General features: G+C 70.7%; 12 protein-coding genes, 1 tRNA gene and 1 pseudogene. 5 read left to right on the top strand and 9 right to left on the bottom strand.

Annotation, left to right across the window (positions count from 1 at the left end; all coding sequences use genetic code 11):
* Positions 1-69: 69 nt before the first annotated feature.
* Entirely contained in the window at positions 70-540 is a 471-nt protein-coding gene (locus QF034_RS19795) for an ATP-binding protein (protein WP_307176220.1), read from the top strand.
* Positions 541-611: 71 nt separating this feature from the next.
* Here the strand turns inward: QF034_RS19795 and QF034_RS19790 are convergent, their stop codons facing one another.
* The 3 genes from QF034_RS19790 to QF034_RS19780 form a co-directional block, all read right to left on the bottom strand.
* Positions 612-3605, bottom strand: a complete 2994-nt coding sequence (locus QF034_RS19790) for a glycine--tRNA ligase (RefSeq protein ID WP_370880821.1) — start codon at positions 3603-3605, stop codon at positions 612-614.
* 156 nt (positions 3606-3761) lie between these two features.
* Entirely contained in the window at positions 3762-5228 is a 1467-nt protein-coding gene (locus tag QF034_RS19785) for an aminopeptidase P family protein (protein WP_307176219.1), read from the bottom strand.
* A 76-nt stretch (positions 5229-5304) separates the two neighbouring features.
* A complete protein-coding gene (locus QF034_RS19780) occupies positions 5305-6837 on the bottom strand; it encodes a PP2C family protein-serine/threonine phosphatase (protein WP_307176218.1) in 1533 nt (510 codons plus the stop codon).
* A 502-nt stretch (positions 6838-7339) separates the two neighbouring features.
* Here QF034_RS19780 and QF034_RS19775 point away from each other — a divergent pair.
* The gene (locus QF034_RS19775) at positions 7340-8005 is read left to right on the top strand and encodes a bifunctional DNA primase/polymerase (protein WP_307176217.1); all 666 of its coding nucleotides are present in this window, start codon (positions 7340-7342) and stop codon (positions 8003-8005) included.
* 55 nt (positions 8006-8060) lie between these two features.
* Entirely contained in the window at positions 8061-8675 is a 615-nt protein-coding gene (locus tag QF034_RS19770) for a hypothetical protein (protein ID WP_370880820.1), read from the top strand.
* Positions 8676-8917: 242 nt separating this feature from the next.
* Here QF034_RS19770 and QF034_RS19765 read toward each other — a convergent pair whose 3' ends face one another.
* The 3 genes from QF034_RS19765 to QF034_RS19755 form a co-directional block, all read right to left on the bottom strand.
* On the bottom strand, positions 8918-9883 hold the full coding sequence (locus tag QF034_RS19765) for a DUF5926 family protein (RefSeq protein ID WP_307176215.1): 966 nt from the start codon (positions 9881-9883) through the stop codon (positions 8918-8920).
* Positions 9884-10027: 144 nt separating this feature from the next.
* Positions 10028-10666 (bottom strand): ATP-binding protein, encoded by a 639-nt coding sequence (locus QF034_RS19760; protein ID WP_307176214.1) that lies wholly within the window; start codon positions 10664-10666, stop codon positions 10028-10030.
* 157 nt (positions 10667-10823) lie between these two features.
* Entirely contained in the window at positions 10824-11651 is an 828-nt protein-coding gene (locus QF034_RS19755; protein WP_307176213.1) for a glycerophosphodiester phosphodiesterase, read from the bottom strand.
* 276 nt (positions 11652-11927) lie between these two features.
* Here QF034_RS19755 and QF034_RS19750 point away from each other — a divergent pair, with 276 nt between their 5' ends.
* Positions 11928-13358: a S1C family serine protease gene (locus QF034_RS19750; protein ID WP_307176212.1), complete on the top strand. Its 1431-nt coding sequence runs from the start codon at positions 11928-11930 to the stop codon at positions 13356-13358.
* Positions 13359-13421: 63 nt separating this feature from the next.
* Positions 13422-13508 (top strand) — tRNA-Ser (locus QF034_RS19745).
* A 135-nt stretch (positions 13509-13643) separates the two neighbouring features.
* On the opposite strand, the gene QF034_RS19740 is transcribed toward QF034_RS19745, so the two are convergent.
* The 3 genes and pseudogenes from QF034_RS19740 to QF034_RS19730 form a co-directional block, all read right to left on the bottom strand.
* Positions 13644-14627, bottom strand: a complete 984-nt coding sequence (locus tag QF034_RS19740) for a tyrosine-type recombinase/integrase (RefSeq protein WP_307176211.1) — start codon at positions 14625-14627, stop codon at positions 13644-13646.
* Positions 14628-14964: 337 nt separating this feature from the next.
* On the bottom strand, positions 14965-15159 hold the full coding sequence (locus tag QF034_RS19735; protein ID WP_307176210.1) for a helix-turn-helix transcriptional regulator: 195 nt from the start codon (positions 15157-15159) through the stop codon (positions 14965-14967).
* Positions 15160-15496: 337 nt separating this feature from the next.
* A pseudogene (locus QF034_RS19730) lies at positions 15497-15774 on the bottom strand (AICE-type RepA C-terminal domain-containing protein); the annotation flags it as partial.
* Positions 15775-16071 lie beyond the last annotated feature (297 nt).

Raw genomic sequence — 16071 nt, 5'->3', positions numbered from 1 at the left:
TCACGCTTACATGCGGGGACTCAGGGCAATACGTAACGGTATGTCGAGCCGCGGCCAGGAGGCTGGAGCATGAGCATCTGGTGGTCACTCCATCTGCGGCGCGAAGCTGCGAGCGTGCCGCTCGCCAGGCGCCTTCTGATCGGCACGATGGAGACCGCGGGCGTCGATCCCGACATTTCCTACGACCTCTCCGTCGCCCTCAGCGAGGCCTGCGCGAACGCCGTGGAGCACGGCGGGGACACGGCACGCGGCGGTCCCGGTTCGGAGGCGTACCGGGTCACGGCGTACCTCGACGGTGAGAAGTGCCGGATCGAGGTCGCCGACGCGGGCCCGGGGTTCCCCGCGGCTTCCGCCGGCCGGTCACGCCCGCCGATCCGGCCCGCGCACGCCGACGCGGAGAACGGCAGAGGGCTGTGCCTCATCGAGCAGCTCGCCGACCATGTCCACATCGGCAACAAGCCGGGCCGGGGCGGGGCCGTGGTGAGCTTCGACAAGGTCCTCAAATGGCGGAAGGACGCCGCGCCGCTGATGGCGGTCTGACCTTCACCGACGCCCGATCGGCTCGGAGACGGTGTTTCACGTGAAACACCGGCCCTCCCGCCATCCGTCCCCTACAGCGCACTCCAGTCCAGCGTCGTCCGCGCCAGCTCCGCCACCTGTGTGAGCAGCGCCAGCCGCGCCGCGCGGACCGCCGGATCGGGGTCCATCACCAGCACCTCGTCGAAGAAGGCGCTGATCGCTTCGACCAGCGGGGCGGAGACCTCGATCAGTGCGCCGAGGTCGTCCTCGCGGCCGTGCAGGGCCTGGCGTACGGCGTCGGCGCGCTCGACGAGACGCAGCTCCGCGGGCGCGGTCAGCAGAGACGGATCCGCCGCATCGACGCCGCCCTCGGGAAGGATGCGCACCACCCGCTGGAACGCGGCAGCGAGTGCCTCGAACTCCTCCGTGCCGATGTGCCGCTCCAGCGTGGCCAGGGTGCGGTCGCCGTGGGAGGGCCGGTCGGCCCACACCAGGACGGCCTGCACGAGCCGGTGCTCGTGCCCGGCGTCCGTGAGCTGCTGCTCGTAGCGCCGGGTGATCAGCTCGGCGGCCTCGGCGACCCGCTCGGCGGGCACCTCGACACCCTGCGCGGCGTACCGTACGGCCGCCGCGCGCAGCCCCTCGCTCACCCGCACGCCGGCCACGGCGGGAAGACTCCGCAGCACGTTCAGCAGCCCGATCGCGGCCCGGCGCACCCCGTACGGATCGGAGCTCCCGGTCGGCGCGGCCCCGATCACGAACATGCCCGTCACCAGGTCGAACCGGTCGGCGAGCGACAGCACGGCACCCGCGTTCCCGGCCGGCAGCGCGCCACCGGCGGAGCGCGGCAGCTCCATCTCGGCCAGGGCTCGAGCGACCTCGGCGGACTCACCGGCCCGGCGCGCGTACTCCTCGGCCATCACCCCGGCCAGTCCGGAGAACTCGATCACCATCTGCGACGCCAGATCGAACTTCGCCAGTGCACCGGCCCGCCGCACGACCTCCACCGTCTCCTCCCCGAGCCCGGCCCGCCCGGCCAGGTCCAGGGCGAGGGAAGCGAGACGATCGGCGCGGTCGGCGACCGTACCGAGCCGGTCCTCGAACGTCAGCTTGTCCAGCCGCCGCCGGAACTCCTCCGGAGCCACCTTCAGATCCGCCCGCCAGAAGAACGCGGCGTCCTCGTAACGGGCCCGCAGCACCGCCTCGTTGCCCGCCCGCACCACGTCGTCGTCGCACAGGGCGTTGGCGAAGGTGACGAAGTGCGGCATCAGCCGCTCGCCGTCCAGCACCGGGAGGTAGCGCTGGTGCTTGCGCATCACGGTGGTCAGGACGCTCGCGGGCAGTTCCAGGTAGCGCTCGTCGAACGACCCCCGCACGGCGTACGGGAACTCCAGGATGTCGGTGATCTCGTCGACCAGATCGGCCTGACCCTCCACGTCGATCCGCCCGCCGACCTCGGCGGCCGCCTCCAGGGCACCACGGACCACCGCACCGCGCCGGGCGTCCCGGTCGAGCAGGATGCCGTGCATGTGCAGGAAGTGCGGGTAGCCCTCGGCGGAGGTCACCCGGACCTCCGGGTAAGGGGCCTGGCGCTGCACCCGCGTGGTGTCGCTCGCGGCGAGCGAGGAGACCACCACGGGCAGGGGAGTACGGCCCAGCAGCGCGAGCAGCCAGCGCACGGGCCGTGAGAACGACAGACCCGGGTCGCTCCACCGCATGTTGCGGCCGGCGCGCAGCCCCGACACGACCTCGGCCAGCAGATCGCTGAGCACCTCGACGGCCGGACGGCCCTCCTCGTGCCGGGTGACGGCCACGTACTCGACACCCTTGACGTCGACGATCCGCACGTCGGTCGGCTCGGCCCCCTGACTGCGCGCGAAGCCCAGCAGGGCGGGCGTCGGAGCGCCGTCCTTGAAGGCGGCGGCGACCTTGGGGCCGCGCACGGTCCGCATGGTGTCCCGCTCGCGCGGCTGCACGCCCTCGACGGTGATCACGATCCGGCGTGGCGTGGCCATCACGGTGATCGCGCCGTGCCCCAGCCGGGTCGCGGCCAGCTTGGCGGTGACCGACTCGCGCACCGCCTCGGTGGTGGCGGGGACGTCGGCGTACGGCAGTTCCTCCACGCCGATCTCGAACAGCAGTGTCTCGGCGTCGGGCACCTTGGGCAGCGCGGCCCGCTGGGCCGGGGCCGGCGCGGCCGCCACCCCGAGCGGATGCTCCAGAGCCGCCCGCCGCCGCTCCCACAGCTTGGCCGACTCGTGCGTCAGGCCGCGCATCAGCGCGAACGCCTTGGCCCGCTCGGTGGTGCTGATCGCACCCCGCGCGTCGAGCACGTTGAAGGTGTGGCTGCACTTGAGCACGTACGTGTACGCCGGGACCGGCAGCTCCAGGTCGAGCAGGCGCCGGGCCTCGGCCGCGTACGCCTCGAACAGCCGGTGGTTGGTGTCGAGGTCGGCGTCGTCGAGGTAGTAGCGGCTCATCTCGTACTCGTTCTGCCCGAACACCTCCCCGTACGTGATGCCCGGCGCGTAGACGATGTCCTTGAAGTGGGACGCGCCCTGGAGGTTCATCAGGATGCGTTCGAGGCCGTACGTGATCTCCACCGACACCGGGTCCAGGGCGACACCGCCGACCTGCTGGAAGTAGGTGAACTGGGTGATCTCCATGCCGTCCAGCCAGACCTCCCAGCCGAGCCCCCAGGCGCCGAGCGCGGGCGAGGCCCAGTTGTCCTCGACGAACCGCACGTCGTGCGCGCCCAGGTCGACACCGAGCGCCTTCAGGCTGCCCAGGTACAGCTCCTGCGGGTTGCCCGGGTCGGGTTTGAGGATGACCTGGAACTGGGTGTGGGTCTGGAGCCGGTTGGGGTTCTCGCCGTAGCGCGAGTCGTCCGGCCGCACGCTCGGCTCGACGTAGGCGACGCTCCACGGCTCGGGACCGAGCACCCGCAGCGCCGTGGCCGGGTTGGCCGTACCCGCTCCGACCTCGGTGTTCAACGGCTGCGTGATCATGCAGCCGTTGTCGCTCCAGTACTTCTGCAGGGTGAGGATGGCGTCCTGCATGGTCAGCGCCGTCTGGACGTTCTTCATGATGATCGCGCCTGTTCCCCGAGTCGGACCGGCAAGGTCGGCCATGATCTCACACGTCAAGCACCGTTGACCTGGGGTTTTTACGACCAGAGGTGCCCTGGTCTTCAGGTGCGCGGGGACCTGCGCGACCAGTCCCCACACACCCGAACCCGGGACTCAACCCTTGACGGACGCCATCCACGCCTCGACCTCGTCCGCCCGACGAGGCAACGCCGCACTCAGATTCCGGTTGCCGTCCTCCGTCACGAGGATGTCGTCCTCGATCCGCACACCGATACCCCGGTACTCCTCCGGCACCGTCAGATCATCGGCCTGGAAGTACAGCCCCGGCTCGACCGTCAGGCACATCCCCGGCTCCAGCACACCGTCGACATACGTCTCGGTCCGCGCGGCAGCGCAGTCGTGCACGTCCATCCCGAGCATGTGCCCGGTCCCGTGCAGCGTCCACCGCCGCTGGAGCCCCAGCTCCAGCACCCGCTCCACCGGCCCCTCGACCAGCCCCCACTCGACCAGCTTCTCGGCCAGCACCCGCTGCGCGGCGTCGTGGAAGTCCCGGTACTTCGCGCCCGGCCGCACCGCCGCGATCCCGGCCTCCTGGGCCTCGTACACGGCGTCGTAGATCTTCCGCTGGATCTCGCTGAACCGCCCGTTGACGGGCAGCGTGCGCGTCACGTCGGCGGTGTAGTACGTGTGCGTCTCCACACCCGCGTCGAGCAGCAGCAGATCGCCCGACCGCACGGGTCCGTCGTTGCGCACCCAGTGCAGCGTGCAGGCGTGCGGGCCGGCCGCGGCGATCGTGCCGTAGCCGACGTCGTTGCCCTCCACCCGCGCGCGGAGGAAGAACGTGCCCTCGATGTACCGCTCGGAGGTCGCCTCGGCCTTGTCGAGGACCTTCACCACGTCCTCGAAGCCGCGCACGGTCGAGTCGACGGCCTTCTGGAGCTCGCCGATCTCGAAGTCGTCCTTGACCAGCCGCGCCTCGGAGAGGAAGACCCGCAGCTCCTCGTCGCGCTCGGCGGTGACCTTGTCGGTCAGCGCGGCCTCGATGCCGGCGTCGTACCCGCGCACGACCCGCACCGGGCCCGTGGCCTCGCGCAGCGCCCCGGCCAGCTCGCGCACGTCGGAGGCGGGGATGCCGTACAGCTGCTCCGCCTCGGTGAGGGAGTGCCGGCGGCCGACCCACAGCTCGCCCTGGCCGTCCAGCCAGAACTCGCCGTTCTCCCGGTTCGAACGCGGCAGGAGGTAGATCGTCGCCTCGTGGCCCTCGCCCTTGGGCTCCAGGACCAGGACGCCGTCCTCGGTCTGGTTGCCGGTGAGGTAGGCGTACTCGACGGAGGCGCGGAAGGCGTACTCGGTGTCGTTCGAGCGGGTCTTCAGGTTGCCCGCGGGGATCACCAGCCGCTCGCCCGGGAAGCGCGCGGACAGCGCGGCCCGGCGGGCGGCGGTCTCGGCGGCCTGGGCGATGGGCTGGAGGTCACGCAGCTCGGTGTCGGCCCAGCCGCTCTTCATGTTCTCGGCAAGCTCGTCGGACACGCCGGGGTACAGTCCGTTCTTCCGCTGCTTGATCGGCTCTTCTTCGGCAGTCTCCGGGGTGTCCGAAGGCTCTTCTGCCACGGCGGTCATCCTCCTCGATACGGCACTGGACCGCTCTCCACTTTACGGCGGCGGGGAAGCGGCCTCAGGGCGATGACGAGGAGCGTTACTCGAACCGCACCGCCAGCAGGACGACGTCCTCCGCACCGTCCTGCGCGTCCAGCCCGTCCGGCAGCACGCTGCGCAGGACGTGGTCGGCGAGGGCGCCGGGGTCGCACCGCAGGGCCCGGGGCGCTCCGGCCGCCGCCGCGTGCAGCCGGGCGAAGGCCCGGTCGGTGGTCTCGCCGGTGCGGTGCAGCAGCCCGTCGGTGTACAGCAGAACCGTCTCCCCGGGCTCGGCGAGGATCTCCAGGCTCGGCGCCTCCCAGCAGGCGAGCATGCCCAGCGGGGCGGAGACCGACGTCTCCACGAACTCGGTGCGGCGCTGTCCGATCAGCAGTGGCGGACTGTGCCCGGCGCCGGCCAGCGTGATCTTGCGGGCGGCCGGTTCGCAGTAGCCGAACAGGGCGGTGGCCGAGCGGGCCGGCTCGGTCAGCCGCAGCAGCAGCTCCAGGTCGGACAGGACGGCGACCGGGTCCTCCCCCTCCATCACGGCGTAGGCGCGCAGGGACGCACGCAGCCGTCCCATCGCGGCGACCGCGCTGGGCCCCGCCCCGGTGACGGACCCGACGGCGAGGCCGAGGGCGGCGTCGGGCAGCGGCAGCGCGTCGTACCAGTCGCCGCCGCCGCGCGGGCCGGTGCGGTGCCGGGCGGCGAGCTGGACTCCGGCCACCCGCGGCAGCCGCGCGGGCAGCAGCTCGTCCGACATGGTCGCCATAGCCGCGCGCGTGCGCTCCAGTTCGAGCAGCCGGGCGAGGTGCTCGGCGGCGTACCGGACGTACAGGCCGACGAGGTGGCGCTGCCGTTCGATCGGTTCGGCGGGTGCGTCGTAGAGCCACGTGACGGCGCCGAGCCGGTCGGCGGAATCGGGGGACCCGGCGGACTCGGGGGTCAGGGGGAGGGCGTAGCTGGCGGCGTAGCCGAGGCGGGCTGCGACCTCGCGGTGGCGGGGGTCGAGCCCTTCCTCGGCGAAGAGGTCGGGTTCGGCGATGCCGTCCTCGCCGCCGGGCAGTCCGTCGAGGATCCGGCCGTAGGACAGGGCGCTGCGGGGCACGGTCTCGATGTGGCCGAGGTCGGCGCGCGCCAGGCCCAGGCCGATGGTGGAGTCCGGGCCGAGTCCGTCGCCGGGTTCCAGGACGACGAGGCCGCGGCGGGCGCCCACCAGGGCGGCGCCGGCCCGCAGCAGTTCCTGGAGCGCCTCGTCGAGCGCGGAGGTGCGGGTCAGACGCTCGGTCAGCTCGTGGAGGGTGGTGAGGTCGGAGACCCAGCCGGCGAGACGGTCCTGGAGTACCGCGCCCGGTGGGGCCGGAGGGTTTGGCGGGGCAACCGGGGAGGTACCCGCCGCGACGGGCGTGACAGTGTGTGCGGGCGCCGGAACCGTTGAATCGATTCCAGCCACTTTCGGAGGGTGCGGGGCGTTCATGGCGTCCGGCTTTCCGACCAGCGCGTACTGCTCAAAAGCATCGCAAACCCCCATGTCATTCTGCGCCGCTAGCAGTGTCTCCAGATGTACACGCACTCGTGAGGAGATGTCCAGCATTGTCCTGCTGGGATTCCTGGTGTCCGTGAGGTCTGAGGGAAGAACTCTCCTTCCCCTTGCGTAAATGCAAAGTTGGCCTAAAACTGCCGCAAGGGACGGCTTATTGCGGTCGACTGGGCTTGCTCGACGGAGCGTCACAACGGTCGTGATGGGTACGTACTCGGTGAAGGCCAGGGGTGGTTGAGAACCACCCGGAACCTGGTGACGGAGCCGGGCGTCCTATCCACCGACGACCGTGCCCCATCCTCCCGTGGCGGAGGCGGAGAGAAATACGCGCGACGGCAAACGCCATACTTCGCCACCCCTACGCCACGCCCGTGCTTTTGATAGACGCAGTATGGGCGGGACGGCCGCGGAAGCAGCCAAAGCTCGACCCATAGGGGTTCCCCTTGCGCACGGCAGGGGTGTGATGCGCCAACAGGTACGCACAGTGAAGTGATCGACACATGATGTGATGTGGACCACGGTGTTGCCGGCGTGCAACGGAAAGGAACGAGCGCTCATGCGCGAGATCCTCGGAAGGCGACGCAGGCTCCTGTCCCAGCGCAGCGACGGGAGGCCTGAGCTGATCGGCGCGGCCCTGACCTACGCGACGGAATGGCAGTGGCCCGTACTCCCGGGCGTGGCGGCGGACCCCGAGGGGCGCAACCGCTGCGGTTGCCCTGACCCCGAGTGCACGGTGCCCGGCGCGCACCCCTTCGACCCCGGCCTCCTCGCGGCCACCACCGACGGGCGCATGGTCCGCTGGTGGTGGAACAACCGGCCGACGGCGCCGATCGTCCTGGCCACCGGCGGCAAGGCCCCCTGCGCGGTCTCCCTGCCGGCGCTGCCGGCCGCCCGTGCCCTCGAGGCGCTCGACCGCTCGGGGCTGCGGCTCGGCCCGGTCGTCGCCTCCCCGAGCCGGTGGGCGATCCTCGTGAAGCCGTACTCCATGGAGCAGCTCGGCGAACTGCTCTACGCCAAGGACTTCGTGCCCGGCTCTCTCCGCTTCCACGGCGAGGGCGGCTACCTGGCGCTGCCGCCGTCCGAGACGGGCCAGGGCGAGATCCGCTGGGAGCGGGCGCCGCTGCCCGGCTCCGCCTCGCCGTGGGTGCCGGATGTGGAGGCCGTGGTGGACGCCGTGGTCGAGGCCCTCACCCGTACGGGTGTGAGCGCGCCCGAGTTCTAGGGCTGTCGGGCGCGCCGAGCCCGGGTTCCGCCCTGGGGCGTTATGTTCCGGGGCCATGCCGCGTCATTCCCGGGGCCGTCCCCGGGACCTCAGAAAGTTCCGGTTTCTCGCCCTCGCGGGTGTCGTGGCGGCGTGCGCGGTCGCACTGCCGCTGGCGGTGGCGTCCGCGGGCTCCCCGGATTTCCCGGGCTCCCGCGGGTCAGGGGATACGACACACGCCGGGGGCTCGGCGGACCACACCGGCGTGCGTTCCTCCCCGCCGTCCGCGGACGGCGGGGAGTCGTCCGCCGCGGCCGGCCTCCCCGCCCTCGGCCCGGGCCTGTCGACCGCCGCGCGCTGCGGTCCCGAACTCTCCTCCCCCGACGGCGTCGAGGCGCAGACCTGTGTCGTGACGCAGGCCGCGCACACCTGGGCGCGGACCTACTACCGCAATGCGACCGGCGAGGCGCTGGACGCCGTACTGAGTGTGATGGGGCCCGGCGCCCGGACCGTGCGGATCACCTGCGCGGTGGGTGCCGAGGACGAGCCGGGGACCTGCGAGACACCCCGCGAGCCCGCACGCGGCAATATGGCGGCCTACACGGCGGTCGCGGAGTTCGCCCGGCGGGCCGGCCAGGGGCCGCTGCTGCTGCGCTCGGGGAGCAACTCGCCCATGGGAGCGGGAAGTTGAGGAGCGGCTGCGTTCGGTGAACGGCCGCGCGCATGAAAAGGCCCGGTTGCTGGCGACGGGGGATGCACCAGCAACCGGGCTACAGGAACGGTAACAAGAGATCGGCGGTTCGCAAATTCGATCTCGCCCTTTCCGGTCACCGGTCGGCTTGTCCCGGCCGGGAGTTGTGAAGGGCGTCACCCGTCCCGACGCGAGGGTCCGGCCGGCCGTCCGGGCGGCCGGCCGGACCCTGTGACAAGCCGTCAGCTGAGCGTGACCTGCCGGTTGGTGAGGCCGCCCCGCGCGCGGCGCTCGTCCGGAGTGAGCGGTGCGTCCGAGGCCAGGGCGGCGGCGAGGCGCTCGGCGAACTCCGCCGCCGGCTTCTCCACGTCCTCGGCCTTGACCCCGCTCGGCAGGTCCCAGACCGGCACGGTGAGCCCGTGAGCGCGGAAGGAGCCCACCAGACGGGTGCCCTCGCCCAGGCTCGACCGGCCCGCGGCGTGCAGCCGCGCGAGAGCGTCCAGAAGCTGCTCCTCGGGGTGGGGCATGACCCACCGCAAATGGTTCTTCTCGGGCGTCTCGCACCAGTACGCGGCGTCCACGCCCTGGAGCTTGACGGTCGGGATGGCCGCGGCGTTGGCCCGCTCCAGGGAGGCGGACACCTCCGGTGTGGCGCCGGCCGGGTCCGGCACCCAGAACTCGAAGCCGCTGTGCACTTCTGGCTCGAACGCGCCCTCCGGGTCGAGTAGATCCTGAAGCCGCGGTCCGTCGGCCGGGGCGCGGCGGCCCTGCACCGGGGTGCCGGGCTCGGCTTCCAGGGCGCGCTGGAGGATGTCGGCGAGGTCGCGGCTGAGGTCGCCCGACGAGGTGTCGTTCTGCAGGCCGAGCAGGACCGAGCCGTCGTCGCGGCGCAGGGCGGGCCAGGCCATCGGCAGGACCGTGGCCAGCGTGACCGCCGGGACGCCCTCGGGGAGGCCGTCCTTGAGCGTCAGCCCGGCCGTGGCCGCCGGGACCAGCTCGCGCAGGGCCACCCAGTCGCACTCGCCGGGCAGACCCTCGAAGGGGCGGTGCACCAGCTCGGTCACGGCATGGGCCGCGGCCCGGCCGTGACAGGCCTTGTAGCGGCGGCCGCTGCCGCAGGGGCAGGGCTCGCGAGCGCCGACGACCGGGATCTCTCCGTCCGTGATCTGCGGGCGCTTGGCCTTCGTCTGGGGTCGCTTCTTGGCCATCGATGGGTCTCCCGGTTACGGCTCGTCTCGTACGGTCGCGAGCCTAGCCGTTCGTGCCCCGGGGGACGGGGTCCTGTGGACAACGCGGGCCTGTGGACAACACGGGTGACGCACGTGTGGGCGACGGGGCGGGCCGGCGCCGGGTCAGTCCATGTCCTCGAAGGCGTCCGCGAAGTCCAGTCCCGGTATCTGGGACACCGCCGGGGCCGTGACACGCGTCGCGAAGTCGTCGCGGCGGTGGCCGGCGTCCGGGTCGTACACGTCGGCGTGGACGACGACCCACACGGTGACCTCGCCGCGGATGTCGTCCCGGACACCCCAGTCGTCGGCCAGCGCGGTGATGATGTTCAGCCCGCGGCCGCCGTGCGCCGTGACCGACGGGGTCGCGGGGGCGGGGCGGGTCGGGCCGCCGCCGTCCGTGACCTCGACGATGAGCCGACCGGACGGGTCCACGCGCCACGCGGCACGGACGTCACCGTCGCCGGAGAACGCGTCGCCCAGGGGCCTGCCGTGTTTGCACGCGTTGCTCAAAAGTTCGGAAAGGATCAGTACGGCATCGTCGATGACCGCTTCCGCTACGCCACCTCTGCGCAACTGCGCACGCATACGGTGTCTCGCTTCCCCCACGCCCGCAGGGCCATGGGGTACGGCCATGCTCGACGACGTGGGCACCTCCTGTGCCACCACCAACGCCACCCCCGAGACCTCCTTCGCCCCACGCCACGGTGTGGATGCCCCATTGGCCTGTACCGGAAACCGGCCAATCCACGTCCGGTGACGCATTCACCACGACCGAACACGGACCGAACGCGCCGGAGCACTCCCTGTCATCGTGTGGCTGGATTTCATCGGTGTGGCCGAGACGCGAGGATCTCGTCCGGCAAGGGACGAGGTCAAGAGGTGTGCGTGGGTCTCGTGTGACCTGTGGGGCCGGCGGACCTCAGCGGCCGAGTTGGTCGAGCACCGCGCGCGGGCGGTTGGTGATGATGGCGTCGACGCCCAGGCCGACACAGAGGTCCACGTCCTCGGGCTCGTTCACGGTCCACACGTGCACCTGGTGGCCGGCCCGCTTCAGGCGCTCCACATAGAGAGGATGGTTACGCACGATCCGCAGGGACGGGCCCGCGATCGGCACGCCCGGGGGCAGCCGTCCGTCGCGCAGCCGGGGCGAGACGAACTGTGCCAGGTACACCGTCGGCAGGGTCGGCGAGGCGGCACGCACGCGGTGCAGCGAGCGGGCCGAGAAGCTCATGACCCGCACCGGGGACTCCTCGGCGGAGACCGGGGCGTCGAGGCCGAACCGCTTCAGCAGGACCAGCAGCCGCTCCTCGACCTGCCCCGCCCAGCGTGTGGGGTGCTTGGTCTCGATGGCCAGTTCCACCCGTCGTCCGGCGTCGGCGACGAGTTCGAGCAGCCGCTCCAGGGTGAGGACGGACGTCGCCTCGCGGTCCTCCGGGCGGTGCTCCCAGTCGGGGTCTTCGTCGCGCCCCTTGTAGGCCTCGCCCGCCTTCCAGGATCCGAAGTCCAGGGCGGCGAGGTCGGCGAGCTCCAGGGCGGAGACCGCGCCGCGGCCGTTGGACGTACGGTTGATCCGGCGGTCGTGCACGCACACCAGGTGGCCGTCGGCGGTGAGGCGAACATCGCATTCGAGGGCGTCCGCGCCGTCCTCGATCGCCTTGGTGTACGCGGCCAGGGTGTGTTCCGGGGCGTCCTCGGAGGCCCCGCGGTGGGCGACGACCTGAATCACATGCTGTCGTGCGTGAGTCACCGCGTCATGGTGCCACCGAGCGCGGGTACGCGTCTGGTCGGACGGACCCGGCGGATCCAGAGGTCCGGACGGAGGCATAGGAATTGCATCCTTTTCGTTGGTAATGACCTATATAAAGAATGGCCCCGGACCCACAGCCACCGCTTATGGTGCTCTGACGGCCAGTGGGAAAAGCTGACGGCATACAAAGGGACAAGCACAGCTGTATCGCGCCGGACCGTCGCCAGCGTGACCGAGTGCGACCCAGGAAACAGCCGTGGATCGAGGAGAGAACCTGTGAGCACCGAGAACGAGGGCACCGCGGTACCCCCCGCCCCGTCCGCACCCCCCGTGCCGGTGGACGCTCCCGCTGCTCCGGCGCCCGAGGGACAGGCTCAGGGGCCGGGACCGTACGGGCAGGACTCCCGGGGACAGTCCGCCCCCGGCCAGGGGGCGCCTGGTGACGCCGCGCATCACGGCGTCTCCTCCTCCGCCCCCGACCCCTCCTGGCCCCCGCCCCCGCCGCCCACCTCGCCGTACGGTGACGGCGGTTCCGGTTCCGGCGGCGGCTGGGGGTCCTCGTACCAGCAGCCGGCGCCGAAGTCCGGCCGTGGCCGCGGTGGTCTGGCCGCCGCGCTCCTGGTGGCCGCGCTGGTCGCGGGCGGACTGGGCGGCGGTCTCGGCTACACGCTGGCGAAGAACAACGACGACAACAGCGGCTCGACGACGGTGTCCGCCTCCAGCAGCGGCGGCGACGTCAAGCGCGACCCGGGCACGGTCGCGGGCGTGGCCGCCAGGGCGCTGCCGAGCACGGTCACGATCGAGGCCGAGAGCACCAACGGCGAGGGCGGCACCGGCACGGGCTTCGTCTTCGACAAGCAGGGCCACATCGTCACCAACAACCACGTCGTGGCCGGCGCGGTGGACGGCGGCAAGCTCACCGCGACGTTCCCGAGCGGCAAGAAGTACGACGCCCAGGTGGTCGGGCACGCGCAGGGCTACGACGTGGCGGTCATCAAGCTCAAGAACGCCCCGTCGGACCTGAAGCCGCTCACCCTCGGCGACTCGGACAAGGTGGCGGTCGGCGACGCGACCATCGCGATCGGCGCCCCCTTCGGCCTGTCCGACACGGTGACGACGGGCATCATCAGCGCCAAGAACCGCCCGGTCGCCTCCAGCGACGGCAGCGGCAGCCAGGCGTCGTACATGAGCGCCCTGCAGACCGACGCCTCGATCAACCCGGGCAACTCGGGCGGGCCGCTGCTGGACGCGCAGGGCAACGTCATCGGCATCAACTCCGCGATCCAGTCCACCGGCAACGGCGGCTTCGGCACCGGGCAGTCCGGCTCGATAGGCCTGGGCTTCGCCATTCCGATCAACCAGGCCGAGTACGTGGCCCAGGAGCTGATCAAGACCGGCAAGCCGGTGTACGCGAAGATCGGCGCGTCCGTCTCCCTGGAGGAGTCCTCGGGCGGCGCGCAGATCTCCAAGGAGGGCGCGGGCGGCGCCGCCGCACCGGTCGAGCCCGGGGGCCCGGCCGCCAAGGCCGGCCTCAAGCCCGGCGACGTCATCACCAAGCTCGACGACCGGGTGATCGACTCCGGCCCCACGCTCATCGGCGAGATCTGGACCCATCAGCCCGGCGACAAGGTCACGATCACCTATGAGCGCGACGGCAAGCAGCACACGGTCGACGTGACCCTGGGCTCGCGCGTCGGCGACAACTGACCAGCGGCCGCGCGCACCGACCCGTTACCCTTGTCCCCGCGCCGCCGATCACGGCCGGCGCGGGGAGGCGTGCCCGAGCGGCCGAAGGGAACGGTCTTGAAAACCGTCGTGGCAGCGATGTCACCGTGGGTTCAAATCCCACCGCCTCCGCGCAGGTCATAGATGTTGCAGGTCAGAAGAGGTGCCCCGGGCCACGGGGCACCCTTTTTGCATGCGGCCTGTCTCACCCTTTCTCGCCTGTATCCCAGAGCTGACCAGTGCGTATGGGCCATCTGTGGGCCAGGATCAGGGGGCGTCCCCCTCTTCCAGGGCACGAGAGATCAGGTCGTTGGAGTGCTGCTGACTACCCTTGAGGATCTTTGCGTAGAAGCGGTACAGCACAGCGATGCTGTGGCCGGCGCGAGTGGCGACCTCCGCCGGGTCCACTCCCGACTTGATCCACAGAGATACGCCCGCGTGGCGGAGGGAGTAGGGCGCGGCCGCAAGGTCTGATTCGACCTCGCGCGGGGACAGCACCGCCTTCCGCGCTTTCTCCCAGATGTCGCAGTACTCGGTTGACGGGACGCGCCCGCCCCTGGCAGCCCGGAACAGCCGGCCGTCATCGGCCGTGCCGTAGCGCCTGATGTGCTCCCGGAGCAGATGCACGAGAACGGGCGGGATCGGCACGGGCTGCGTCGCACCGCGCTTACGTCGGTTGAGCCCGCGCGTCTCGTACGACGTCCCGTCATCCGTCCACCCACCGCCCACTTCAGGGCGACTGTCCCCCAGGAGTAGCTCCCCCCACTCGTTCACCGTCTCGGGTGAGTTGGGAGGCAAGGTGCAATCCGATTCCTTGAGAGCGACGATCTCACCAGGTCGCATGGCCGCGTAGTAGAGGCACCCGAAAAACGCGTGCAGGTGCTCACCTCGTGCTCCGGAATCCCGGACAGCCCCGAGCAGGGACCGCGCAAGAGCAGGGTCCGGCACGTAACGGAAATCGATCTCGTCATCGCTCTTGGGAGGCGTCCAGTCCACACGCGGAAGTGGATTCGCAGTGAGTAGTCCCTTCTCCTCAACCGTGTAGCGAAGCACGTTGCTCAGCACCATGCGCTTGCGCCTGGCCGTGTTCTCAGCGGCTTTGCCTCCGTCCAGACGGAGCGACAAGGCTTCCAGAGCTGGCCGCAGTAGCGTAGGGGCCTCCAGGTCTTTGACCTTGATGGAGTGCGCCGCAATCCACTCCAGGGCCGCGCGGATACTGTCCGGTGGCTGCTCAATCGTGTGGCGCTGCACCCATGCCCCGTCAGGGGAGCGGACTGCCCGGAAAGCCCACTGGTACAGGGCAGCGCGCAGAACCATGCGACGCCAATTCGCTCGCGGGGCGCCCTGTTTCTTCGTCGAATTGCTGGCGTTCGCGCAACGCAGCCATCAGTTCCGCCCGCCGGCCGTCAGCCTGGGGCTTTAGCTTGAAGCTGCGAGAGTGTGGCCGCTCACCCACTCGCCAACGCAGCTCCCACGGCTTGGGGCGCCCGGCGCGCTTGCGAATGGACCAAATATCGACGTCATACGTCAGCATGTGTCTCCAAACAGAGCAAGGAGCCCGCGCTTAGCGCGGGCCCCGGTGAAACGGTCAAGGTCGAGCGGTGTGCTGCTCGCAGCGCTCCCACCACGCGTCGAGGTCACTACGGCGGCAACGGAGCTGACCGTTGGGGAGCTTGATGAGCTTCGGGGCCTTGCCCCGGGCGCGCATGCGGTAGAAGGCGGCGCGGCTCATCTCGATCTCTTCGAGGACTTCGGGAAGCTTGAGCATCTTGGGGCGGGCCAAGGCAGGGACTCCTTCGGAGAGGTCAGCGGGCAGGGTGAAGGGAAGCGGGTCCGGTGTGTCCGAGGTGCGGATTCCTGCGTCATCTGCGTCATCTGCGTCACCGCTGTTGCGGCAGGTCACTGGCCGTTTTCGGGCCGTGGGTGACGCAGGTGACGCAGCGTCTTCTCACCTAGGACAAAAAGAGGGTGGTGTCTGTTGTGGTGCGCGGCTCACAGAGTGAAGAACGGGCCGCTACGCGGCGCGTCCATCGCAGGGCGGCGCTGCCGCCGAACAGCAAGAGGAGCACGCCGCGCCGGGTGCTCCTCTTGCTTGTCCCGGCAGCCGTGGTGCCGGACGGTCAGAACGCCGCTGCTTGCTCGTGCGGGGGCAGAGCGGCCAGCCGCGCGATTTCGATGTAGCGGGACGCGTTGGTGCGTCCCCAGTCGATGACGACGCCCCGGGCGGCGAGGGTGGGTTGAAGGCGCTTGAGGCGGTCTGAGAGCACCTTGCCGGTGGTCGGCCACCCTTTTTAGGCAGGGGACGGCGCTCCTCGCCCGTGTAGAGGCCCGTGAGGCAGTGCAGCCACTCGGCCGACGTCATCCGCTGCTCGGTGCCCGGGTCGATGCCGGCGGCTACGGTGTATATGACATGGTGGGCAACGTCTGGGAGTGACTTGCGACGCCAACCGCACCGGGGTGCCACGAACTTCGCGGCAGCGCCTTCACAAGCCCCCTTTTCCGGGGAGCACCTGCCGTTTCCAACGACGCCAGCGAAACGATGCATGACGACGACACAGGTTTCCGCTGCGTCGCGACGCCGGAGCAGATGAGACCCGGCAAGCGGTGAAGTGAAGGGTGTTTCGCCACAACACTGGCTTAAATCCGGTTAGTACCCCGGAAGGTCCTGCCGTAGTAGGCGGTGTTATGACGCGGC

Source organism: Streptomyces africanus (assembly GCF_030816955.1).
GTDB lineage: Bacteria > Actinomycetota > Actinomycetes > Streptomycetales > Streptomycetaceae > Streptomyces > Streptomyces africanus.
This window is presented reverse-complemented; position numbering and strand designations above follow the sequence as displayed.

Excerpts from the sequence above, each read along its gene's own strand:
- QF034_RS19795 (WP_307176220.1), top strand. The coding sequence starts at position 70 with ATGAGCATCTGGTGGTCACTCCATCTGCGGCGCGAAGCTGCGAGCGTG.
- QF034_RS19790 (WP_370880821.1), bottom strand. The coding sequence starts at position 3,605 with ATGAAGAACGTCCAGACGGCGCTGACCATGCAGGACGCCATCCTCACC.
- QF034_RS19785 (WP_307176219.1), bottom strand. The coding sequence starts at position 5,228 with ATGACCGCCGTGGCAGAAGAGCCTTCGGACACCCCGGAGACTGCCGAA.
- QF034_RS19780 (WP_307176218.1), bottom strand. The coding sequence starts at position 6,837 with ATGCTGGACATCTCCTCACGAGTGCGTGTACATCTGGAGACACTGCTA.
- QF034_RS19775 (WP_307176217.1), top strand. The coding sequence starts at position 7,340 with ATGCGCGAGATCCTCGGAAGGCGACGCAGGCTCCTGTCCCAGCGCAGC.
- QF034_RS19770 (WP_370880820.1), top strand. The coding sequence starts at position 8,061 with ATGCCGCGTCATTCCCGGGGCCGTCCCCGGGACCTCAGAAAGTTCCGG.
- QF034_RS19765 (WP_307176215.1), bottom strand. The coding sequence starts at position 9,883 with ATGGCCAAGAAGCGACCCCAGACGAAGGCCAAGCGCCCGCAGATCACG.
- QF034_RS19760 (WP_307176214.1), bottom strand. The coding sequence starts at position 10,666 with ATGCGTCACCGGACGTGGATTGGCCGGTTTCCGGTACAGGCCAATGGG.